20 protein-coding genes and 1 riboswitch are annotated in these 22,336 nt (G+C 70.0%); of the genes, 12 read left to right on the forward strand and 8 right to left on the reverse strand.

The annotated features are described in order from the left end of the window. The first annotated feature begins 45 nt into the window (after window positions 1-45). Window positions 46-1,479: a DegQ family serine endoprotease gene (locus BMZ25_RS16065; protein WP_092695443.1), complete on the forward strand. Its 1,434-nt coding sequence runs from the start codon at window positions 46-48 to the stop codon at window positions 1,477-1,479. A gap of 75 nt (window positions 1,480-1,554) precedes the next feature. Here BMZ25_RS16065 and BMZ25_RS16070 read toward each other — a convergent pair whose 3' ends face one another. Beyond that, a complete protein-coding gene (locus BMZ25_RS16070; RefSeq protein WP_092695446.1) occupies window positions 1,555-2,076 on the reverse strand; it encodes a peptidoglycan-binding domain-containing protein in 522 nt (173 codons plus the stop codon). A 69-nt stretch (window positions 2,077-2,145) separates the two neighbouring features. After that, a complete protein-coding gene (locus tag BMZ25_RS16075) occupies window positions 2,146-2,568 on the reverse strand; it encodes an OB-fold nucleic acid binding domain-containing protein (protein WP_092695448.1) in 423 nt (140 codons plus the stop codon). A 130-nt stretch (window positions 2,569-2,698) separates the two neighbouring features. Between BMZ25_RS16075 and BMZ25_RS16080 the strand changes: the two genes are divergently transcribed. Beyond that, window positions 2,699-3,022 carry a 2Fe-2S iron-sulfur cluster-binding protein gene (locus BMZ25_RS16080; protein WP_092695450.1) on the forward strand — a complete coding sequence of 108 codons (324 nt, stop codon included), beginning with the start codon at window positions 2,699-2,701 and terminating at the stop codon, window positions 3,020-3,022. After that, the gene (locus tag BMZ25_RS16085; protein ID WP_092695452.1) at window positions 3,022-3,729 is read left to right on the forward strand and encodes an FG-GAP repeat domain-containing protein; all 708 of its coding nucleotides are present in this window, start codon (window positions 3,022-3,024) and stop codon (window positions 3,727-3,729) included. Before BMZ25_RS16080 ends, BMZ25_RS16085 begins: the two co-directional genes overlap by 1 nt. A 78-nt stretch (window positions 3,730-3,807) precedes the next feature. Here the strand turns inward: BMZ25_RS16085 and purD are convergent, their stop codons facing one another. Further along, the gene (purD, locus tag BMZ25_RS16090; protein ID WP_092695454.1) at window positions 3,808-5,070 is read right to left on the reverse strand and encodes a phosphoribosylamine--glycine ligase; all 1,263 of its coding nucleotides are present in this window, start codon (window positions 5,068-5,070) and stop codon (window positions 3,808-3,810) included. A gap of 69 nt (window positions 5,071-5,139) precedes the next feature. Here purD and xseA point away from each other — a divergent pair, with 69 nt between their 5' ends. Continuing rightward, window positions 5,140-6,687: an exodeoxyribonuclease VII large subunit gene (xseA, locus tag BMZ25_RS16095; RefSeq protein ID WP_092695456.1), complete on the forward strand. Its 1,548-nt coding sequence runs from the start codon at window positions 5,140-5,142 to the stop codon at window positions 6,685-6,687. An 86-nt stretch (window positions 6,688-6,773) separates the two neighbouring features. On the opposite strand, the gene BMZ25_RS16100 is transcribed toward xseA, so the two are convergent. After that, window positions 6,774-7,172, reverse strand: a complete 399-nt coding sequence (locus BMZ25_RS16100; RefSeq protein WP_092695458.1) for a hypothetical protein — start codon at window positions 7,170-7,172, stop codon at window positions 6,774-6,776. A 156-nt stretch (window positions 7,173-7,328) separates the two neighbouring features. On the opposite strand from BMZ25_RS16100, the gene BMZ25_RS16105 reads away from it, so the two are divergent. Next, on the forward strand, window positions 7,329-8,996 hold the full coding sequence (locus BMZ25_RS16105; RefSeq protein ID WP_092695460.1) for an NAD(P)H-dependent oxidoreductase subunit E: 1,668 nt from the start codon (window positions 7,329-7,331) through the stop codon (window positions 8,994-8,996). Window positions 8,997-9,060: 64 nt separating this feature from the next. After that, window positions 9,061-10,314 (forward strand): signal recognition particle-docking protein FtsY, encoded by a 1,254-nt coding sequence (gene ftsY / locus BMZ25_RS16110; RefSeq protein ID WP_092695462.1) that lies wholly within the window; start codon window positions 9,061-9,063, stop codon window positions 10,312-10,314. Window positions 10,315-10,319: 5 nt separating this feature from the next. Here the strand turns inward: ftsY and BMZ25_RS16115 are convergent, their stop codons facing one another. Next, window positions 10,320-10,811 carry an MgtC/SapB family protein gene (locus BMZ25_RS16115; protein WP_092695464.1) on the reverse strand — a complete coding sequence of 164 codons (492 nt, stop codon included), beginning with the start codon at window positions 10,809-10,811 and terminating at the stop codon, window positions 10,320-10,322. Window positions 10,812-10,893: 82 nt separating this feature from the next. Here BMZ25_RS16115 and BMZ25_RS16120 point away from each other — a divergent pair, with 82 nt between their 5' ends. Then, window positions 10,894-11,496 (forward strand): inner membrane-spanning protein YciB, encoded by a 603-nt coding sequence (locus tag BMZ25_RS16120; protein WP_092695466.1) that lies wholly within the window; start codon window positions 10,894-10,896, stop codon window positions 11,494-11,496. Between the two features lie 255 nt (window positions 11,497-11,751). On the opposite strand, the gene BMZ25_RS16125 is transcribed toward BMZ25_RS16120, so the two are convergent. Continuing rightward, window positions 11,752-12,675 (reverse strand): alpha/beta hydrolase, encoded by a 924-nt coding sequence (locus BMZ25_RS16125; protein WP_092695468.1) that lies wholly within the window; start codon window positions 12,673-12,675, stop codon window positions 11,752-11,754. A 136-nt stretch (window positions 12,676-12,811) separates the two neighbouring features. Continuing rightward, a riboswitch (SAM riboswitch) is annotated at window positions 12,812-12,890 on the forward strand. A 48-nt stretch (window positions 12,891-12,938) separates the two neighbouring features. Between BMZ25_RS16125 and metZ the strand changes: the two genes are divergently transcribed. The 3 genes from metZ (at window position 12,939) to BMZ25_RS16140 (ending at window position 16,947) form a co-directional block, all read left to right on the forward strand. Next, a complete protein-coding gene (metZ, locus tag BMZ25_RS16130) occupies window positions 12,939-14,117 on the forward strand; it encodes an O-succinylhomoserine sulfhydrylase (RefSeq protein WP_092695470.1) in 1,179 nt (392 codons plus the stop codon). A gap of 221 nt (window positions 14,118-14,338) precedes the next feature. Continuing rightward, window positions 14,339-15,442 (forward strand): GTP cyclohydrolase FolE2, encoded by a 1,104-nt coding sequence (gene folE2, locus BMZ25_RS16135; protein ID WP_092695472.1) that lies wholly within the window; start codon window positions 14,339-14,341, stop codon window positions 15,440-15,442. A 56-nt stretch (window positions 15,443-15,498) separates the two neighbouring features. Beyond that, a complete protein-coding gene (locus tag BMZ25_RS16140; protein WP_092695473.1) occupies window positions 15,499-16,947 on the forward strand; it encodes a TrkH family potassium uptake protein in 1,449 nt (482 codons plus the stop codon). Window positions 16,948-16,993: 46 nt separating this feature from the next. Here the strand turns inward: BMZ25_RS16140 and BMZ25_RS16145 are convergent, their stop codons facing one another. Next, window positions 16,994-18,370 carry a calcium-binding protein gene (locus BMZ25_RS16145; protein ID WP_092695475.1) on the reverse strand — a complete coding sequence of 459 codons (1,377 nt, stop codon included), beginning with the start codon at window positions 18,368-18,370 and terminating at the stop codon, window positions 16,994-16,996. Between the two features lie 297 nt (window positions 18,371-18,667). Beyond that, window positions 18,668-20,698, reverse strand: coding sequence for a serine protease (locus tag BMZ25_RS16150; protein WP_177190493.1), 2,031 nt, complete (start codon window positions 20,696-20,698; stop codon window positions 18,668-18,670). A 183-nt stretch (window positions 20,699-20,881) separates the two neighbouring features. Between BMZ25_RS16150 and BMZ25_RS16155 the strand changes: the two genes are divergently transcribed. Further along, entirely contained in the window at window positions 20,882-21,811 is a 930-nt protein-coding gene (locus tag BMZ25_RS16155) for a glycine--tRNA ligase subunit alpha (protein WP_092695479.1), read from the forward strand. Continuing rightward, entirely contained in the window at window positions 21,808-22,323 is a 516-nt protein-coding gene (locus BMZ25_RS16160) for a DUF6446 family protein (protein ID WP_092695481.1), read from the forward strand. The genes BMZ25_RS16155 and BMZ25_RS16160 overlap by 4 nt, the downstream gene beginning before the upstream one ends. The last annotated feature ends 13 nt before the right edge of the window (window positions 22,324-22,336 follow it).

The following is a 22,336-nucleotide window of genomic DNA, read 5'->3' on the forward strand; positions in this document are numbered from 1 at the left end:
ACATCCCAGGCCAAGACCCTAACCGCGACCCCACAGACGCAGGTGATGCGCCTGTTCTGGGTCCTCCTCGTCGGCCTCGCCCTGACGGTCGGCCAAGTGGCCAACGCCCAGACACGGCCGACGAGCTTCTCCGAGCTTGCCGACGAGGTCAGCCCGTCCGTCGTCAACATCACCACGTCGACCACCGTTGCGTCGCGGTCTGGTGAAGGTCAGCCGATGGTTCCCGAGGGCTCGCCCTTCGAGGATTTCTTCCGTGACTTCATGGACCGCAACGGCCCGAACGGTCAGCAGCCCCAGCGTCCGCGCCGCAGCCAGGCGCTCGGCTCGGGCTTCGTGATCTCCGAGGACGGCTTCGTCGTCACCAACAACCACGTGATCGAGGGCGCCGACGAGATCATCGTCGAGTTCTTCTCGGGTAACGAATTGCAGGCCGAGGTCGTGGGCACCGACCCCAACACCGACATCGCCCTGCTCAAAGTCGAGCCCGACGAGGCCCTGTCCTATGTCGAGTTCGGCAACAGCGACGAGGCCAATGTCGGCGACTGGGTCATGGCGATGGGCAACCCGCTGGGCCAGGGCTTTTCCGTCTCGGCCGGCATCGTGTCGGCCCGCGGCCGGGCGCTCAGCGGCAGCTATGACGACTACATCCAGACCGACGCGGCCATCAACCGCGGCAACTCGGGCGGGCCGCTGTTCAACATGGACGGCGACGTGATCGGCGTGAACACCGCCATCCTCTCGCCGACCGGCGGGTCGATCGGCATCGGCTTCGCCATGTCCTCCAACGTCGTCACCAATGTCGTCGACCAGCTCCAGGAATTCGGCGAGACGCGCCGCGGCTGGCTGGGCGTCCGCATCCAGGACGTGACCGACGACATCGCCGAAAGCATCGGCCTCGAAGAGGTCCGCGGCGCGCTGGTCACCGACGTGCCCGAGGGCCCCGCGCAGGAGGCGGGCATGGAATCGGGCGACGTGATCCTGTCGTTCGACGGGAACGAGGTCGAGGACACGCGTGGCCTTGTCCGCACCGTGGGCAACACCGCCGTCGGCAAGACCGTGCGCGTCACCGTCTTCCGTGAGGGCGCGACCGAGACGCTCCGCGTGACGTTGGGCCGCCGCGAGGACGCGCAGGACGCCGTGCCCGCCTCGGCCCCTGCCGACCAGGAGACGCCGTCCGAGGAAGAGGTTCTCGGCCTGACCCTGTCGGACATGACCGCCGAGCTTCGCGAGGAGCTCGCCCTGCCGGACAATGCCGAGGGCGTGGTCGTCACCGACGTCGCCGTCGAGAGCGAGGCCTACGAGAAGGGCCTGCGCGCGGGCGACCTGATCGCCGAGGCCGGCCAGCAGCAGGTGGAGAGCCCCGGCGATCTGCAGGAGCGGATCGACAGCGCCCGCGAGGCGGGCCGCAAGTCGCTGCTCCTCCTCGTGCGCCGCGAAGGTGAGCCGCGCTTCGTGGCCCTGTCGATCGACCAGGGCTGACACCGGCGCCACCGCACGACAGATGGTAGGGCGCCCCCCGCGGGGCGCCCTTTTTCGTGCGCCAATGGGGCTTGGTCAGTCGCCGGAGGGGGCCGCGAGGGCCTCGTCCCGCTCGTAGGCCACAAGGCCCAGCCGCTTGGCCGCGGCGAGACTCAGCGCGTCGCTGTGCAGCGATTGCGCCGCCTGATAGCGGCGGATGGCCCGTCGCGTGGCGTCGTCGACTTCGCCGGTCACCGGGCCCCGGTGATACCCCCGCGCCCTGAGCGCCCGCTGCAGAGAGGCCACGAAGGCCGGCGTCACCATCTCGGGGCAGGGGGTCTCGAACCAGATGTCGTCGCGGTCGCGCAGGATCGCCTGCCGTGTCTCGGTGCGATAGGTCGCGGGCGCGGCACGCCCCGCCGGGGCCACCTGCACCTGCTCGGTCACTGTCTCGATCAGCGCCGGCGTCGTCTCCCGCGCCCAGCAGGTGCCCGGCGCCGCGTCGGGCGGGGCGTCCCGCGCCGACAGGTCCGCTTCGAGGAAGCGCGACACGCGCGGACCGCCATCGGCACATGCGACGAGAACCAGGGGCGCGACCAGCGCCAGGGATCGGATCATGCTGCTCGGGCCTCTTGCTGGGCGTCTGCCCGGCATCCTAGCCGCCCGCTCCGCGTCGGGAAAGCCCGCTCAGGGCTGGTCTGCGGCGCGGGCGGGCAGATGCACGGCGGTGGCCGGGTCGGCCTCCTGCGGCGCGGCGTCGGGGCGCAGGAGGTCGTCGAGCATCCACGAGATGTCCTCGATCACGTCCGCCACCACGTGCACCACGGCGCCCTCGCGCTGCAGCCGCCCGGTTACCCGCAGGCAGCGCCCGGCGATCACCGCCCGGCGGTAGCGTTCGTACAGCGACCGCCAGACGATCACGTTGCAGATGCCAGTCTCGTCCTCGAGCGTGATGAAGATCACGCCCTTCGCCGTGCCCGGCCGCTGGCGCACCAGCACCAGCCCCGCGACGGCCACCCGCGCCCCCTTCGGCGGCTCGTCCAGCCGGGCATGGGGCAGGCAGGCGGGCGGACGCGGCCATTCCGCGGGCGGTGTGCCGAAATCGGTCATGGAACAGAGTTAGAACATATGGGGTACACCGGCAAGAGACGGCTTTCACTTGCCGCCCGCCTTCCCCTAAAAGGGGGCAAAGGCCGACGAGACGCTCGCGCGGCCAGGCTCAGGCAATTCGGGGACATCCATGGCCAAGATCACCTATGTCGAACATGACGGGACCGAACACGTGGTGGAGGTTCCGACCGGACTCACGGTGATGGAGGGCGCGCGCGACAACGGCATCCCGGGGATCGAGGCCGATTGCGGCGGCGCCTGCGCCTGCTCCACCTGCCACGTCTACGTCCACCCCGACTGGATCGACAAGCTGCCCGAGCGCGAGGCGATGGAAGAGGACATGCTCGACTTCGCCTACGAGCCGGACGAGACCCGCTCGCGCCTGACCTGCCAGCTCAAGGTCTCCGACGCGCTGGACGGGCTCGTGGTGCAGATGCCCGAAAAGCAGATCTGATGCGCGGGGGGGCGGTACGGGGCGCCGCTGCGGCGCTCGTCCTCCTCGCCGCCCCGCCGGCCGCGGCCGAGGGCGTGGCCGCCGCCCGCTTCGCCGCGCCCACCGACCGTTACGATCACGCCGTCCTCGGCGACGCGATCGAGTGGGGCGCGCTCGAAATCGTCACCGAAACCGGTCGCCGTCTCACGCTCACCCTGCCGCGGACCCGCGTGTTCGAGGATCTCGCGCCCCGCCGCGCGGACATCGACGGAGACGGGGACGACGAGGTGTTCGTGGTCGAGACCGATCTCGACCGGGGCGCGCGCCTGTCGGTCTACGATGCCGCCGGTCTCGTCGCCGCCACGCCCTTCATCGGCCGCCGTCACAGGTGGCTCGCCCCCGTCGGCGCGGCCGATCTCGACGGCGACGGCACGGTCGAGATCGCCTATGTCGATCGCCCCCATCTCGCCGCGATCCTGCGGGTTTGGCGCTACCGCGACGGCGCCCTGCACGAGGTCGCAGCGTCCCCCGGCCTGACGAACCACCGTCTCGGCCAGGCGGTGATCCAGGGCGGGATCGCCCGTTGCGCCGACGGCCCCGCCATCGTCACCGCCGATGCCGCCTGGCGCCGCGTGATCGTCACGACCCTTCGCCGGGGCCACCTCTCCCCTCGGGACACCGGCCCCTATACCGGTCCCGACAGCCTCGCCCCCGACCAGGCCTGCTGACCCACCCTTCTTCTGTCCAAGAAATATCCCGGGGGAGTCGCCGCCAGGCGACGGGGGCAGCGCCCCCACTCCACGTCCTCAGAGCGCCCGCCAGCCGATATCCCGCCGGAAGACCCCCCCCGGCCAGTCCACCTTCCCGCACATCCCGTAGGCCCGCTCCCGCGCCTCGGCCAGGCTCGCGCCCCGCGCGGTCACGTTCAGCACCCGCCCGCCGTTCGATACGAGCCGCCCTTCGCTTTCCGCGGTGCCCGCGTGGAACACCATGTGGAACGAATCCTCCGCGATCCCGCCGAGCCCGGCAATGGTCTCGCCCTTGGCATAGCTGCCGGGATAGCCGTCCGCCGCGATCACGACCGTCATCGCGTGGTCCTCCGCCCAGTCGATCCGCGCCTCGGCCAGTCGTCCCTCGGCGCAGGCATGCAGCGCGTCGAGCGCCTGCGCCCCGAGCCGCATCATCAGCGCCTGGCACTCCGGGTCGCCGAACCGGACATTGTATTCCACCAGCCGCGGCGCGCCGTCCTTTATCATCAGCCCGGCATAGAGCACACCGCGATAGGGCGTTCCGCGCCGGGCCATCTCGGCCAGGGTCGGGCGCACAATCTCGTCCATCGCCCGCGCTTCGACGGCAGCGTCCAGCACCGGTGCGGGGGAATAGGCGCCCATGCCGCCGGTGTTCGGCCCGGTGTCGCCGTCGCCCAGCCGCTTGTGATCCTGCGCGGTGCCGATCGGCAGGGCGGTCTCGCCGTCGCACAGCACGAAGAGCGAGGCTTCCTCGCCGGTCATGAACTCCTCCAGCACGACGCTCGCCCCGGCGGCCCCCAGGGAGCCGCCGAACATGTCGTCGATCGCCGCCAGCGCCTCGTCTTCGTCCATCGCGACGACGACGCCCTTGCCCGCGGCCAGCCCGTCGGCCTTGACCACGATCGGCGCGCCCGCCGCCGCGACATGGGCCCGCGCCGCGGCGGCGTCGTCGAACCGCGCCCAGGCAGCCGTGGGCACCCCGGCGGCGTCGCAGATTTCCTTGGTGAAGGTCTTCGACGCCTCCAACTCGGCCGCCGCGCGGTCGGGCCCCACCACTGACAGGTCCGCCGCTCGCAGCACGTCGGCCACCCCGGCGGCCAGCGGCGCCTCGGGCCCGATGACGACGAGGTCGATCGCCTCCTTCGCGGCGAATTCGGCCACCGCGCCGCCGTCGAGGATGTCGAGCGTGGCGCAATCGGCGATGGCGGCGATCCCGGCATTGCCCGGCGCCACGATCAGCTTGTCGCATTTCGGGTTCTGCATCGCGGCCCAGGCCAGGGCATGCTCGCGGCCGCCGCCGCCAAGGATCAGGATGTTCATGTCGCGCGCCTTTCCCTCGGATCGGGCGCGGTCTAGGGTGATCGGGCACGCGGCACAAGACGGACCGGCATGGACGACCTCATCGAAGACGCGCAGCCCGGCGGCAACACGCCCGAATTCACCGTGTCCGAAATCTCGGGTGCGGTGAAACGCACGCTCGAGAACACCTTCGGCCGGGTCCGCGTCCGGGGCGAGGTCGGCCGCGTGTTCAAGGCGCGCTCGGGGCATCTCTACTTCGACATCAAGGACGACCGGGCGGTCCTCGCCTCGGTCACCTGGCGCGGCCAGCTGTCCCAGCTCGCCCAGCTCCCCGAAGAGGGGATGGAGGTCATCGCCACGGGGCGGCTGACCACCTTCGGCAGCCAGTCCAAGTACCAGCTCAACGTCGAAGAGCTGCGCCCCGCCGGGGTCGGCGCCCTGATGGCGATGCTCGAGAAGCGCAAGAAGGCGCTCGAGGCCGAGGGGCTGTTCGCGACCGAACGCAAGCGCGCGCTGCCCTTCCTGCCCGAGGTGATCGGCGTGGTCACATCGCCCTCGGGCGCCGTGATCCGCGACATCCTGCACCGCCTGCGCGACCGCTTCCCGCGAAGGGTTCTCGTCTGGCCCGTGGCGGTCCAGGGCAAGGACTGCGCCCCCCAGGTGGCCCGCGCGATCGAGGGCTTCAACGCGCTCGATCCGGGCGGTCCCGTGCCGCGGCCCGATCTCCTGATCGTCGCGCGCGGCGGCGGTTCCATCGAGGATCTCTGGGGCTTCAACGAAGAGGCCGTGGCCCGCGCCGCCGCGGCATCGGAGATCCCCCTCATCTCGGCCGTCGGGCACGAGACGGACACCACGCTGATCGACTACGTCTCCGACTACCGCGCCCCCACCCCCACCGCGGCGGCCGAGCGGGCGGTGCCGGTAAGGCTGGACCTCCTGACCTGGACCGACCAGCAGGGCGCCCGGCTGGTCCGGGCGGCGGGGCAGGCGGTCAGCGCGCGGCGACAGCGCCTGGGCGACGTCTCCCGCGCGCTGCCCCGGCCCGAAACGCTGACCTTCGCGGCGCGCCAGCGCCTCGACTGGCTCGACACCCGGCTGCCCTCGGCCCTCCGCGCCGCTGCGGCGGCCAAGCGGGCGCAGCTCACCCAGGCCGCGGCGGTGCTGCGCCCGGCCACCCTGCGCACCCGCGTCGCCGCCGACCGCGAGCGGCTCGACCGGCTGGCGGCGCGTCTCGATCCCGCGCTCGCGCGCAACCGGCGCCAGGCCGAGTCGCGGTTCCAGACGACCGCCGCGCGCCTGACGCCGCGTCCGGTGCAGCGCACCATCCGTGACCAGGCCCGCCGCCTCGCCGATACAGCGGCACGGGGCGGGACCGCGACCCGCGCCACCCTCCGCCAGCGGACCGAGCGCCTCGCCGCGGTCGAGCGTCTGCGGCTGACGCTGGGCTACGAGGCGACCCTGCAGCGGGGCTACGCAGTGGTCCGGGACGACAACAACCGCGTCCTCACCGACAAGGCTGCCGCGCAGAAGGCGACCGGGATGGACATCCAGTTCCGCGACGGCCACCTGACGATCGGCGCTGCCCGCCCGTCGAAAAAGCCGAAGGACACACCGCCCGAACAGGGCTCGCTGCTGTGAGCGGTCCGGCGTCTTTGGTCCGCGAAATATCCTGGGGGTGAATGGCCCCGCAGGGGCCAGAGGGGGCAAAGCCCCCATTCCCCGCCTCAGACCCCGATCCGCGGCCCCGGGCACTGCATTGGCGCGTCCGTCGCCTCGGTCTCGTACAGTTCCGTGCCGGCAGGGTCGCCCGCGAACCGCGCCCGCAGGCCGCTGCCCGCATCGCGGTAGAAGGTCCAACATTGCGGCCCGGTGCCGTCCTCGTACTCGAAACAGATCTGCTCGCCCCGCTGGTACCAGACGCCCTCCTTGCACTCGCCGTCCAGGAACGACCACCGCACCCGGCGGTCCGAGAGGTATTCCTCCATCCCGTAGGTGACACCGCCGGTGGCGAAGGTCAGCGTCTTGCCCGAGACGTAATCCTCGAACTCGGCCGCGCTCATCGGCGATTGCGCAGAGGCTGGCAGGGCGAGGGCGAAGACGAGGAACAGGGCACGACCGATCATGGGCAAAGCGTGGCACAGCGCGCGCGGTGGCACCACCCGCCGGACTGTCGCATCGGCGCCGGGCCGCCGGGGTCTCTGCTGATCGTCACGGGTCGCATTTGGCATGGTTCGCCGGCACGCGGACGGTCTAGGATGTGGCCGAAGACGGGAGGACGCATGGCACTCGACGAGCGCAGGCAACGCAGGGCGCGCGCGACGCCCAAGGGACGGCAGCTGGATGACACCGCGTGGGACGAGGTTCGCGCCCTGCTGCAGGACCGTCCGCGGCGGCGCGACCTGCTGATCGAGCATCTGCACCTCATCCAGGACGCCTACGGGCACCTGTCTGCCGCGCATCTCCGCGCGCTGGCCGAAGAGATGCGTCTGAGCCAGGCCGAGGTCTGGGAGGTCGCGACCTTCTACGCTCATTTCGACTGCGTGCGCGAGGACGAGACGCCTCCGCCGGCGCTGACCGTCCGGGTCTGCGATTCGCTGTCGTGCGAACTGGCCGGCGCGGCGCGGCTCAGGGCGGCGCTGGACGAGGGGCTCGACCCGGCCGAGGTCCGCGTGGTGCGCGCGCCCTGCATGGGCCGCTGCGACACGGCGCCCGCGGTCGAGCTGGGGCACAACCATCTCGACCATGCGACGCCGCAGATGGTCCACGACGCGATCCGCACCGGCGACGTGCACCCGCACATCCCGGAATACGAACCCCTCGACGCCTACCGGGCGGCGGGCGGCTACGACACGCTGCTCTCGCTACGCGCCGACGGCGATTGGCAGGCGGTTCAGGCCGACCTCCTCGATGCCGGCGTGCGAGGCCTGGGCGGTGCGGGGTTTCCCGCGGGCCGCAAGTGGGGCTTCGTGCGGGCCGAGCCGGGCCCGCGCTACCTGGCCGTGAACGGCGACGAGGGCGAGCCGGGCACGTTCAAGGACCGCTACTACCTCGAGCGGACGCCGCATCTCTTCCTCGAGGGGATGCTGATCGCGGCCTGGGCGGTCGAGGCCGACCGGATCTTCCTCTACATGCGCGACGAGTATCCCGCCGTGCTGGAAATCCTGCGCCGCGAGATCGCCGCGCTCGAGGCCGCCGGTCTGGCCGCGCCCGGCTATATCGACCTGCGCCGCGGCGCGGGCGCGTATATCTGCGGCGAGGAATCGGCGATGATCGAATCGATCGAGGGCAAGCGCGGGATCCCGCGCCACCGGCCGCCCTATGTCGCGCAGGTCGGCGTCTTCGGCCGCCCGACGCTGGTGCACAATGTCGAGACCCTGCACTGGGTCGCCCGCGTCTGCCGCGAGGGGCCCGGCGTCCTGGCCGATCACGCCCATAACGACCGGAAGGGCCTGAGAAGCTATTCCGTGTCGGGCCGTGTGGCGCGGCCGGGGGTCTACCTGCTTTATGCCGGCTCGACGATCCGGGACATCATCGCCGCGGCCGGCGGCATGGCCGAGGGCCATACGCTCAAGGCCTACCAACCCGGCGGACCGTCCGCCGGCCTCCTGCCGGCGCATCTGGACGACGTTCCGCTCGATTTCGACACGCTGCAGCCCCACGGCAGCTTCGTCGGCTCCGCCGCCGTGGTCGTGCTGTCGGACAAGGACAGCGTGCGCGAGGCGGCGCTGAACATGCTGCGCTTCTTTGAGGACGAGAGCTGCGGCCAGTGCACGCCCTGCCGCGTCGGCTGCGAGAAGGCGGTCAAGCTGATGGAAGCCGACCGCTGGGATGCCGATCTGCTGGAGGATCTCTGCCAGGTGATGACCGACGCGTCGATCTGCGGCCTCGGTCAGGCCGCGCCGAATCCGATCCGGCTGACGCTGAAACACTTCCCCGACGAGGTCTGACGCGCGCGCTCTCTTCCATCCCGGGCCGTCAGGGCTTAGGTCGGGGCAGGCAAAGGGATCGGCGATGTCGTTTTTCAGAAAGCTCAAGGACCGGCTGACCAAATCCTCCTCCAAGCTGGAGGAGGGGCTCGATTCGATCGTCGAGGAAGGTGGCAGCACCGAGGCGGACCCGGACCCAGCGCCGGAGCCCGCAAGGCCTGCGTCTCCGGACACGCTGCCCCCGGCCCCCAAGCCCCCGGCACCCGAGCCGTCGCAACCAAAGCCGCCGGCCCCCGACCCGTTCCCGCAGCCCGAGGATCCCGCCCCCGCGCCGACGCCGCAGGAGACGCCGGCCCGACCCAGCCCGGCCGAGCTGCCGCATGACACGCCGACCGAAGCGCCCATTCCCGGGGCTCCGCCCGAGACGCCCCCCGCGACGGATCGCAAGGGCGGCGGGTTCTTCGGCCGCATCCTCGGACGGGACACCGGCACCGCCCCGGTGATGCGCCGCGTGCTCGACGACGACATGGTCGAGCAGCTCGAGGACCTGCTGATCTCGGCCGATCTGGGCGTCGACACGGCGCTGCGCGTGGCCGCAAACATCGCGGAGGGCCGCTATGGCCGCCGGGTCTCGACCGACGAGATCAAGGCGTTGCTCGCACAGGAGGTCTCCCGGATCATGGAGCCGGTGGCCCGGCCGATGCCGCTCTATCCCAAGCGCCCGCAGGTGGTGCTGGTCGTCGGCGTCAACGGCTCGGGCAAGACAACGACGATCGGCAAGCTCGCCAGCCAGTTCAAGGCGGCGGGCAAGGAGGTCGTCGTCGCGGCGGGCGACACGTTCCGCGCCGCGGCGGTGGAACAGCTGCAGATTTGGGGCGACCGGGCCGGCGTGCCGGTGCTGACCGCGCCCGAGGGCAGCGACCCCGCGAGCCTCGCCTTCGACGCGATGACGAAGGCCGAGCAGGACGGCGCGGACCTCTTGCTGATCGACACCGCCGGGCGCCTTCAGAACCGTCAGGACCTGATGGCCGAGCTCGAGAAGATCGTCCGCGTGATCCGCAAGAAGGACCCCGAGGCGCCGCACAACACGCTTCTGGTCCTCGATGCGACCACGGGCCAGAACGCCCTCAGCCAGGTCGAGACCTTCCAGAAGCTCGCGGACGTGTCGGGGCTGGTGATGACCAAGCTCGACGGCACCGCGAAGGGCGGGGTGCTGGTGGCGCTGGCGGACAAGTTCGGGCTGCCGATCCATGCGATCGGGGTGGGCGAGCAGATCGACGACCTCGCGCCGTTCGACCCCGAGGAGTTCGCCCGCGCGCTCACGGGGCTCGACGGATGAGGCTGTCAGTCATGGGTGCCGATCCACGACTCGATGCGGCGCAGCACCACGAGGACGAGGACCACCAGAAAGGTCGCCAGCAGGGCCAGCGGGATTTGCCCCGCGCCGCAGGACAGGCCGATCGCACCGGCGAGCCACATCGAGGCGCCGGTCGTCAGGTGGCGGACCTTGCCGCCCGAGGTGATGATCACGCCCGCCGCAAGGAAGGCGACGCCGGCCGTCACCGCCTCGATCAGGCGCAGCGGATCGATCCGCATCCGATCGCCACGGTCCATGCCGAAATCGAGATGCGACAGCTCGAGCGCGATCAGGCTGAAGAGACAGGCCGCCACCGCCACCAGCATGTGCGTCCGCAAACCCGCCGGTTTCTCGCGGCGTTCGCGCTCCAGCCCGACGAGACCGCCGAGCACCATCGCGGCCACGAGGCGTATCGCCGCGACCATCAGCGGCACGGCCGCGAAGGAGCCGTTGAGTTCGTCGACGATGCGCTCGAGCATGACGCGCCCTTCATGCAATTGTCACACGCGCAACGAGCGGCCGGGCCCCGGCGTTCCGGTCCGCGCGGCACGGAGGCACGAAATGTCTGACCGACAGCCCTCGCAGGGTCTCAAGACCGCCCTGGAACTCGGACCCGTGGCGGCGTTCTTCGCCGGCTACATGCTGCTCCGCGGCGAGACGTTCGAGGTCGCCGGAACCGAGTATTCCGGGTTCATCCTCATCACCGCGGCGTTCGTGCCGCTGATCGCCCTGTCGACCTACCTGCTCTGGCGGCTGACCGGCGCCCTGTCCAAGATGCAGATCGTCACGCTGGTGCTGGTCATCGTCTTCGGTGGCCTCACCGTCTGGTTCAACGACGAGCGCTTCTTCAAGATGAAGCCGACGCTGATCTACCTGATCTTCGGCGGCATCCTCGGCATCGGCCTCCTGCGGGGACAGTCCTACCTGCGCCTCGTGATGGACGAGATGGTGCCGCTCGACGAAGAGGGCTGGATGAAGCTGACCCGCCGGTTCACGCTCTTGTTCTTCGGTCTCGCGCTGCTGAACGAGTTTATCTGGCGCACCATGTCCACGGCGGCCTGGGTGAACTTCAAGACCTTCGGGCTGACGGCGGCGATCTTCGTTTTCTTCATCACGCAAGGCCGGCTGTTCCGCGACCACGGCACGGGCGAGAAGGACGGCTAGGCGGGCGCGAAAGGGGGCTTGCCCCCTCTGGCCCCTGCGGGGCCATTCACCCCCAGGATATTTCCTGAACCAAAGAGGGGACGACCCGCCCCCGCCGGGACGGGCCGCCTCTTCGGTCCGCGGTCATCGGCGTCCCCGCCTGTACCGCCACTCGAGCCTCTCGGTTCAAGGTAAAGGATGGGTTAAGTTCTCTTTGGTCCGGCAAATATCCCGGGGGAGTCCCCGCCTCGGCGGGGACGGGGGCAGGGCCCCCGATCAGGTCCGTTCCGCAGGCGCCGCGCCAAGAGTGGGGCGCAGGTTCGAGGCGGGCGGTGCCAGGAGGCGGGACCAGCGTGGTTCCGGCTCTTCCGGCAGGAGGCGGCGCAGAAGCGCAAGGGGCAGCGCCTCGGGGTCGGCCAGGAGGCGCCGGTAGAGCGGGAAGAGGCCGGGGCGGAGATAGCCGGACCAGTGGCAGATGCGCCGGTCGGGGGCGGCGATGCGATGACCGAGCGCTTCCAGCGCCGCCCGCGTCCGGGCATCGTCGATGGCGAGGTCGAGCCAGCCGCGGGCCGGGGCTCCGATCCCGGCGCCGATGGCGCGGTCGCGGGCTGCCAGAAGCAGCTCCAGGAGCGCGTCGAAGAGGTCGTTCTCGCGGCTCGTCACGTTGACGACTTCGGCGGTTCGCGCGGCCGGGCCGGCCAGCGCCGCCGCCGCATCGGACCGAAGGGCGGCGCCGGAGATCAGGATCACGCGTCCGACCGCACCCTCGGGCGCCCGCGACAGGCCCGTCAGCGCGACACGGGCGCCGAGGGAATGGGCAATGACCCGCGCCGGCGCCCCGCGCCGCGCCGCCACGCGCGCCATGAGCCTTGCCAGGGCCGCCCCGGCGCGTTCGGCCTCGGCCCAGGCGCGCCAGATCGAGCCGCGGGCGGGCCAGCCGAACCCGATGCACAGGGGCTCCTCCGCCGCGCCCACGCCCAGCTGCCTGGGCCAGGAGAGCGCCCTGGACGCCTTCGGGTCGGGGTCGAGCGACATGATGTGGCGGTGCGGGCAATGGCGCCTGTCGCCGGGGCGGAACTTGTATCCGTGCACCATGACGATGACCGGCGCCTCGGCCGGCAACGCGTCGAGCGCGGCGTTCAGCCGGGTCTCGTCGATGTCCGGTTCCGTACCGGCCGCGGTGACCGAAAGAAGCGGCATGGCCCCCTCTGCCCCAGATGTCGTGGCTGCCTCGTATCGCCGTGCTACGACGTTGCGGTGAAACCGGCATTACGGCTCCGTGACGGTGCCCGGCGGCAACACCCCGCGGCTTGACCGTGCGTCGCCCGGGGCGTATGTCGCGGCACGTGGCGATTTGTTCACCGGATTGCGGGCCACGTTAAACAAGCCGCTAAAGAGGTCTGGGACGATGGCCCCCGGCGCTCTTATCGCGGTGGGGGCTTTTTTGTGCGCAGGAGGCACGGATGGACGACTGGAACACGCGGACCAAACTGGTGCACGGCGGCGTGCGGCGCAGCCAGTACGGCGAGGTGAGCGAGGCGATCTACCTCACGCAGGGCTTCGTCTACGACACGGCCGAGCAGGCGCAGCAGCGCTTCGAGCAGGCCGGGGAGGACGAGTTCATCTATGCCCGCTACGGCAATCCCACCGTCCGGATGTTCGAGGAGCGCGTCGCGCAGGTGGAGGGCGCCGAGGACGGCTTTGCCACGGCCAGCGGCATGGCGGCGGTCAACGGGGCGCTGATGTCGATGCTGCGGGCCGGCGACCACGTGGTCAGCTCGCGGGCGCTGTTCGGATCCTGTCTCTACATCCTCGAGGAGGTGCTGACGCGCTATGGCGTCGAGGTGACCTTCGTCGACGGCACCGATCTCGGCGCCTGGCGGGCCGCGGTGCGGCCGGAGACGCGGGCGGTGTTCCTCGAGTCCGTCTCGAACCCGACGCTGGAAGTGATCGACATCACCGAGGTCGCGCGGATCGGCCATTCCGTCGGCGCGACCGTGATCGTCGACAACGTCTTTGCCACGCCGATCTTCTCGCGGGCGCTCGAGCAGGGGGCCGACGTGGTGGTCTATTCGGCCACCAAGCATATCGACGGGCAGGGGCGGTGCCTGGGGGGCGTCATCCTCGGCACGCAAGAGTTCATCCGCAAGACGGTCGAGCCCTATCTCAAGCATACCGGCGGGGCGATGAGCCCGTTCAACGCCTGGGTGCTGCTCAAGGGGATGGAGACGCTGGACCTGCGCGTGCGCGCCCAGTCAGATGCGGCGCTGACGATCGCGCAGGCGCTGCAGGACGACGACCGCCTGTCGCGCGTGATCTTCCCGCACCTGCCCGACCACGCGCAGCACGCCGTCGCGACCCGCCAGATGGAAAAGGGGGGCACCGTCCTGTCGTTCGAGCTGAAGGGTGGGCAGGAGGCGGCGTTCCGGTTCCTCAACGCGCTGGAGATCGTGGTGATCTCGAACAACCTGGGCGACGCGAAATCCATCGTGACGCATCCCGCCACCACCACCCATTCGCGCCTGTCGGACGCGCAAAAGGATGCTCTGGGCATCGCGCCGGGGCTGGTGCGGCTCAGCGTAGGGCTCGAGGCGGTGGACGACCTGATCGCCGATCTGCGCGGGGCGCTCGACGCCGTCTGAGGGAACCGACCGGGCGATGTGCTGTGACATCGCAGCGTCCGGCACCTCGGACCGCGCGCGCAGGCGATGCGGGAGAAATCACGCCCAGCACCGTGTCCTGCGACATCGCGTCCCGGCAGTGATCCTTGCCGTGCCGCGCCGCGTAATTCGGATCGAATCAGTGGAAAAACGGCACATCGCACATACGTCTGAGGCGAGCCGTAGCACCGGAGGGCGAGGCCATGAACATCCATACGCCAGAGATCGAACGGCAACCGGAACGCGAGGACGCGGCGGCCGCGCTGCGCACCCTGCGCGCCTGGGCCGCGACCGCGTCGGATGCCGAGATCGAGACCCTCGATCCCTCGATCGCGCGCCTTCTCACGGACCGGCCGACCGGCACCTATCCCGACCTGTCGCGGCAATACCCCGAGGGCTTCACCGCCGACTCCGACTACAAGGCGACGCTGCCCGACCTCCAGAACGGGCCGCAATCGCTGATCCGCGGGGCGCGGCGACCGATCCAGCATGTCGGCATCTCGAACTTCCGCCTGCCGATCCACTTCCGCACGCGCGACAACGGTGACCTGACGCTCGAGACCTCGGTGACCGGCACGGTCAGCCTCGAGGCCGAGAAGAAGGGCATCAACATGAGCCGCATCATGCGGACCTTCTACACCTACGCCGAAGAGACCTTCAGCTTCGAGGTGATCGAAGCCGCGCTGGACTCCTACAAGTCCGATCTCGAAAGCTTCGATGCCCGGATCCAGATGCGCTTTTCCTTCCCCATGCGGGTGGAGAGCCTGCGGTCTGGGCTCGCCGGCTTTCAGTATTACGACATCGCGCTCGAACTGGTCGAGCGGGAGGGCGTGCGTCGAAAGATCGTGCATCTCGACTATGTCTATTCCTCGACCTGCCCGTGCTCGCTGGAATTGAGCGAGCATGCGCGGCGTGAGCGCGGGCAGCTGGCCACGCCCCATTCGCAGCGCTCGGTCGCCCGCATCTCGGTCGCACTCAACCCGGAAGCGGAGTGCCTGTGGTTCGAGGATCTCGTCGAGCTCTGCCGTGCGGCGGTGCCGACCGAGACGCAGGTCATGGTCAAGCGCGAGGACGAACAGGCCTTTGCCGAGCTGAACGCGGCCAACCCGATCTTCGTCGAGGACGCGGCGCGGCTGTTCGCCGAACGACTGCAGGCAGAGCCGCGGATCGGCGACTTCCGCGTGATCGCCAGCCACCAGGAAAGCCTGCACAGCCATGACGCCGTCAGCGTGCTGACCGAGGGCGACACCTTCGATCAGGAAAGCCTGGACCCCAAGGCGTTCGCGACTCTGTTCCACGTGGGCTGAGCCGGACGCGCAGCCGCGCTTGACTTGTCCGACAGGGGCGGACAAGCCTGCGCGTCATGATCGATCCGCGTCCCGTCGGCTATGTCATCGGCCTTCTTGTCACCGCCTTCGGGGCGACGATGACCGTACCGATGATGGTGGACCTCGCCGCCGGCAACGGCCATTGGCCGGCGTTTCTCGAAAGCGCGATCCTGACCACGCTGACCGGCGGGCTCACGGCGCTCGCCTGCGCCACGGGCACGGGCGAGCGGATGACGGTGCAGCAGCTGTTCCTGCTGACCACCGCCGTCTGGGTGGCGCTGCCCGTCTTCGGGGCGTTGCCGTTCGTGTTCGGCGCGACCGACGCGAAGGGCGTCGACGCCTTCTTCGAGGCGGTATCGGGACTGACCACCACCGGCTCGACCGTCTTTACCGGGCTTCAGGATCTGCCGCGCGGGTTGCTGCTGTGGCGGTCGATGCTGCAATGGTTCGGCGGCATCGGGATCGTCGTCGTGGCGATGGTGTTCCTGCCAGAGCTGCGCATCGGCGGCATGCAGATCTTCCGCTCGGAAGCCTTCGACACGATGGGAAAGATCCTGCCCCGCGCCGCCGAGATCGCCGCGCAGATCAGCTGGATCTACGTCATCCTGACCTTCCTCTGCTTTCTCGGCTACACCGTGCTGGGCCTGTCGAGCTTCGATGCGGTGAACCACGCGCTCACGACGATGTCGACGGGAGGGTTCTCGACGACGGACCAGTCGTTCGGGGCCTTCCAGGGGCCGCCCGAATACCTCGCCGCGGTGTTCATGATCCTCGCGAGCCTGCCGTTCGTGCGCTACATCCAGGTCATCACCGGCAGCGTGAAGCCGATCTGCCGCGACGCGCAGGTGCGGGCCTACCTGACGGTGATCGGTGCGGCCGCGGCGATGCTGGCCGTCTTCCAGATCGTTGTGGACGGGCGCGGAGTCGAGGAAAGCCTGCGCGAGGCGCTGTTCAACGTCACCTCGATCATCTCGGGCACGGGGTATGCCAGCGTCGACTACCAGCTCTGGGGCGCGTTCGCGATGGTCGTGTTCTTCTTCCTGGGGCTGGTCGGCGGCTGCGCCGGGTCGACCTGCTGCTCGATCAAGGTGTTCCGCTACCAGATCCTGCTGTCGTCGATCCGGGCGCAGGTGCAGCGGATCCACTCGCCGCACTCCCTGGCGACCCCCCGGTTCGAGGGGCGGCGCGTGGGGCCAGACGTGCTGTCCTCGGTGATGGCCTTCTTCGTGCTGTTCATCGTGTCGCTCGGGGGGCTGTCGGTCCTGCTGGCGATGACGGGGCTCGATTTCGTGACCGCGCTGTCGGGCGCGGCCACGGCGATCGGCAATATCGGCCCCGGCCTCGGGCCGGTGATCGGGCCGGCGGGCTATTTCGGGCCGCTGAACGACACCGCGAAGTGGCTCCTGATCTTCGGCATGATCCTGGGCCGGCTCGAGCTTATGGCCGTGTTCGTGCTGTTCGTCCCCCGCTTCTGGCGGGCCTGAGCGGGGCGCCAGGGCGCGCGCGGCGGCCCTGACATCCGGCCAGCGGTCAGCCGAAGACGAAACTGTCCTCTTCCAGGCCCAGCACCCCGGCAAAGGTGACGGTATCGGTGCCCGCGGGGCCCGCGGCCGCGGCGCCGAGGTCGAGCCGCGTGTCGGTGCCCAGGATCGCGACGAAATCGTCCGCGCCGCCCAGCGTGCCCGAACCGTCACTGTCCAGATCGCTCCAGTCGAGACCGGTAAAGCGCAGGTCGACCCGATCCGCGTCGGCCACGCGGAAGTCCATGAGCGTGTCGAGCCCGTCGTTCGTGCCGAACCGGAACACGTCCGCGCCCCCCTCCAGCACCTCGGCTCCCGGTCCGGTGGCCTGAACGGTGCCGTCGCCCCACAGCATGTCGTTCCCGGCGCCGCCGCGCAGCGTGTCGTCGCCGCCGGTGAGGGTCGCGGTGTCGGCGGAGACGACCGTGCCGTCACCATAGATCGTGTCGTTGCCGGCGTGACCCAGCAGCATGTCGTCGCCACCGGTCAGCGTGCCGCCGAACCCCGCGCCCTGGACCGTCCCGTCGCCGAAAATCAGGTCGCCGCCGCTGCCGCCCCGCACGAGGTCGTCGCCGCCCTCGAGATCGGCAGGGCCGATCAGCAGGACCGTCGCGGTGCCGTCGCCGTACATCGTGTCCGCGCCGCTGCCACCCAACAGGGTGTCGGCGCCGCCGTCGAGGGTGGCGAAGGCCTCTCCGTCGCCCAGCATAAGGTCGTCGCCGGACCCGCCGAGCAGCAGGTCGCGGCCGCCGTCGATCCGCTCCGAACGGCCGTCGCCAAGGATCGTATCGTTGCCGCTGCCCCCCGAGAGCCCGTCATTGCCCCCGATCAGCAGGCTCGATGTCCGGCCGATGGACGTCGTGCCGTCGCCGGACATGTAATCGTCGCCCGACCCGCCCTTGAGGATGTCGTCGCCGCCGGTCAGCTCGCCCGGCGCGAATGCGCTCGAGATCGTGCCGTCGCCATACATCACGTCGTCGCCGGGACCGCCCGTCACCAGGTCGTTCCCGCCGACCAGCTTGGCCGTCCCGTTGGACCCGACCGACACCGTGCCGTCGCCGAAGATCAGATCGTCCCCTTGACCCGCGAAGATCGCGTCGTCGGCGCCGAACAGGGTGCTCATCCGGAACGCGCCCGCGGACACGTCGGCGTCTCCGCGGACGATGTCGTCACCGCCGCGCGCCGCGATCCTGTCCACGCCGCCGATCGCCACGGCGTCCATGCCCGGTGCCGCGATGACGGGGTCGTCCCCCGACAGGACCTCGCCGTCATTGGTGCCCCGGAGCCTGTCCATGAAGATCAGCCCGAGCCCCGGTGCGGCCAGACCGCGCCCGCCGGTTTCCATGCTGCTCCGGCTCGATGCCGGAATGTTCTGTGCGAAATCCATCCTGCACGTCCTCCCCTGTGCCCTTCGATCTGCGTCGTCCGGCCAGCCGGCAGCGCCCGGCGACCTGCGGGGCAGGATCGCACGCTCTGAACGGGAAGGGTCGGATCGACGGCAGGGGCAGTATCCCCGGATCGCCTGTCCGAACGAATAGTCCGTTCGCAGCATCCAGCCACGAACGGAAGCGGGGTGGGTTCTACTTAGGGATGATCAACCGTGGAATCGGGGCCACTTATGCGTGCGGCCCCGATCCACGGTCTCTATTGGTCGGAAGGGGCGCGCCCGGGCCGGGCACGCCCGTCACTTCCAGCAGCTCACCAGCACCGTCATGTCGGCGGCCATGCGGGTCAGCTGTTCGGGGCCGATGTCGCCGCGGCCGGTCTCCTCTGCGGCGGCCGGGGCGGGGCCGGTGCCCGAGAGGAACTCCGAGATCGCCTCGACATCGGCGGCAAAGGCCACGCCTTCGGGCAGCCGCGTGCCCTCGGCCAGGCGCGCGCTTCCGGGCAGGAGCATGCCGAGCACGGCGCCCGACTGGTTCAGTACCGGGCCGCCCGCGTCACCGGGGCGGGCCGACACGTCGAGCCGCTGGACCGTCGTGTCGCCGGACAGGTCGCGCAGGTCGGCCACCTTGCCGAAGCTCAGCGAGGGGGCGCCAAGAACACCCTCGAACGAGTATCCGGCCACCGCGACCGAGGATTGCAGCCGCGGCACGCCGGTCTGGAACCGGGCATAGGCGATCGGCGACAGGTCCTGCGCCGGCGTCAGCAGGGTCAGGCCCAGCGTCTCGTCAGTGGCCGCGACCTGGGCTTCGATATCCTCGTTCAGGGTGATGCGGTCGCACTGGTCCAGGACGTCCGAGGTGGTCAGTACCGCGCCCGCCTCGTCGATGTAGAAGCCGGTGCGCGACCGCTCGGGCTTGCGAACCTTGAGCCCCGAGACAAGGTCGACGCTCTGCGACTCGTCCGGTGCGCCGATGCTGTCGTCCATCACGATGCCGGTGAGGGGGCGGAAGCTCTGCTGCATCTCGTCCAGCACGCGCCCGCGCCGCTTCTCGTCGCCGGCGGGCCAGATCAGGCTGAAGCCCTTGACGTGGCCTTCGCTCGTAAGCCGGGCCTCGGTATGCGACACGAAGTCGTCGCCTTCGCCGACGAGCGTGAAGCTGCGTGCGTTGCGCGACCGCTCGCCCTCCTGAGGGACCATCTCGAGCGTCTGCATGATGTCGTAGAGGCCGAACAGCGTGTCCTGATCGCCGCGCTGGCTGATCAGCAGCACCCGCGGCGCCATCGCGTCGGTGCCATCGGAATAATGGGCGAAGGGTGGCTCATAGCGATCGAACGAGACTTCGCCGGTGGGCATTATGATCTCGACGCCGGCGGTGTCGTCGCGGACAACCTCCATGCCCAGCCCGTCGAGCACCGAGTTGTATTCCTCCATCAGCGAGCGACGCTGGCGGGTCGTCAGCACGCCCGTCGCGCTAAAGCCGTTTGCCTCCTGCCAGTCGCCCATGGCGCTGCGGGTGCCCGGACCGAAGGCGGCATCGATGGGGCCGTCGTAGTAGCCCTCCCATTCCAGCGCTTCCTGCAGGGCGGCGCGCTCCTGCCGGCTGAGCGTGGACTCGCTGCGCCGCGCCTCGGCGGGCGTCTCGAGAACTTCCTCCGGGCCGGCCTCGGCGAGGATCTCGTTGTACTGGGCGCGCAACTGCTCGCGCTGGGCGCTGGTCAGCACACCGGTCGCCTCGGCGCCGTTCTCGCCCTGCCACGCGGCCATGGCCGAGCGGGTCGAGCGGCCGAATTCGGCGTCAATGGGACCATCGTAGAAGCCCGTGCGCCGCAGGGCGAGCTGCAGCTTGCGTCGCGCGGACTCGTCCAGCCGCCGTTCGCCCAGAAGCGCCTCTTCCCGCGTCTCGCCCGGTTGCTGTCGCTGATTCTGAGCGGTGTCGTCCTGCACCTGTTGCGCTTGCTGGTCGCCCGCAGCATCGCTGCCGGGCTCGGGTTGCTGCACCCGCGCCGCGCCGATCGGCCAGAACCGGTCGCCGAACGACCCGCCGTCGGTGGTGAACGCGTCGCCGGGGATCAGCCCCTCGCGCTGGAGGAACACGCGCTCCCGCGCGGCCTCGTCGGGCGAGAACGGGCCGATGGCGATGGCGTACCAGCCACTGCTGCCCAGCTCGAACCCGCTCACGTCCTCGATCTGCTGGGCATAGTCGCTGGCGCTTTCCTGCGCGGCGGACAGGTTCGGCCGTGCCTCGACCTGCAGCCATGTCTCCTGGGCATACGCCGCGGAGGTCAGGCAGAAGAAGGCCGTGGTGGAGGCACGGAAAATCGATAACATATGGCGGTTCCCAAGGCTCAGGTCTCGGCCGGCACGCGTGCGGCCCTTCGACATCGTATCAGAGGGGGCGACGGTTCCATGTCAAGAATACCGGAGCGGCAGTCGGGGCGCCGATTGACCCTTGTTGCTCATCTGCCTAACAAGGCCCCCGATCCGCGCCGCCCATCCCGCAAGGAGCCCGAAATGGCCGACACGCCGACCTCGTTCCAGGAGATCATCCTGCGGCTACAGGGCTATTGGGCCCGCCAGGGCTGCGCGCTGATGCAGCCCTACGACATGGAGGTCGGGGCCGGCACGTTCCACCCGGCCACCACGCTGCGGGCGCTCGGCCCGCGACCCTGGGCCGCAGCCTACGTTCAGCCCTCGCGCCGCCCCACGGACGGCCGCTACGGCGACAACCCCAACCGGCTGCAGCACTACTACCAGTTCCAGGTGCTGATGAAGCCGTCGCCGCCGGACTTCCAGCAGCTCTATCTCGGCAGCCTCGAGGCCATCGGCATCGACATGGCCCACCACGACATCCGCTTCGTCGAGGACGATTGGGAAAGCCCGACGCTGGGCGCCTGGGGGCTCGGCTGGGAGGTCTGGTGCGACGGCATGGAAGTCAGCCAGTTTACCTACTTCCAGCAGGTCGGCGGCCACGATTGCAAGCCCGTCTCGGGCGAGCTGACCTACGGGCTGGAACGGCTGGCGATGTATGTGCTCGGCATCGATCACGTCATGGACATGCCGTTCAACGCGCCCGATGCGCCGGCGCCGTTGTCCTACGGCGACGTGTTCCGCCAGACCGAGCGGGAATATTCCCGCTGGAACTTCGACGTGGCCGACACCGACGTGCTGCTCCAGCATTTCCGCGACGCCGAGGCGGAGTGTGCCCGCATCCTCGAAGCCCAGGCCGAGGACCCCAAGACCGGCCAGCGCATCGTCATGGCCCACCCAGCCTATGATCAGTGCATCAAGGCCAGCCACCTGTTCAACCTGCTTGACGCCCGCGGGGTGATCTCGGTCACCGAGCGGCAGGCCTATATCGGCCGGGTGCGCACGCTCGCCAAGGCCTGCGCCGACGCCTACCTGCAGACCGAACAGGGCGGCTGGACGGACAGCGCCGCATGACCGGAAAGATCGTCACGCTCCTGATCGTGGCCGTCGCGCTGGCCGCGGGCGGCCTGATGTACTGGCTTCAGGTCTATTACTACTACGAGACGCTCGGTCCCGAGGACGCCGCGATCACGCTCGTCCCGCAAGAGGCGGACGACCCCCGGCCGGTCGACGTGGCCGAGTTCCAGGGCATCGACGCAAACTCGTCGCCGCTGCGCTATCGCGCGTGCTTCACCCTTCCCGATCCCGACGGGCTGCGCGACACCTACGAGGTGTATCCCGCGCCGATCCCGCTGACGGCGCCCAGCTGGTTCGACTGCTTCGACGCCGAGGCCGTGGGCGAGGCGCTGGAACGGGACGAGGCGCGCGCCTATCTCGCCGAACGCAACATCGAGTACGGCGTCGACCGCGTCGTCGCCGTCTTCCCCGACGGCCGCGCCTATGCCTGGCACCAGCTCAACAATTGCGGCGAGACGGACTATACCGGCACCCCCGTGACCGAGGAATGTCCGCCGCGCCCTGACTAGCCCCGCGTTGTGA

Origin of the sequence: Tranquillimonas rosea, assembly GCF_900111315.1 — a bacterium.
Classification (GTDB): domain Bacteria; phylum Pseudomonadota; class Alphaproteobacteria; order Rhodobacterales; family Rhodobacteraceae; genus Tranquillimonas; species Tranquillimonas rosea.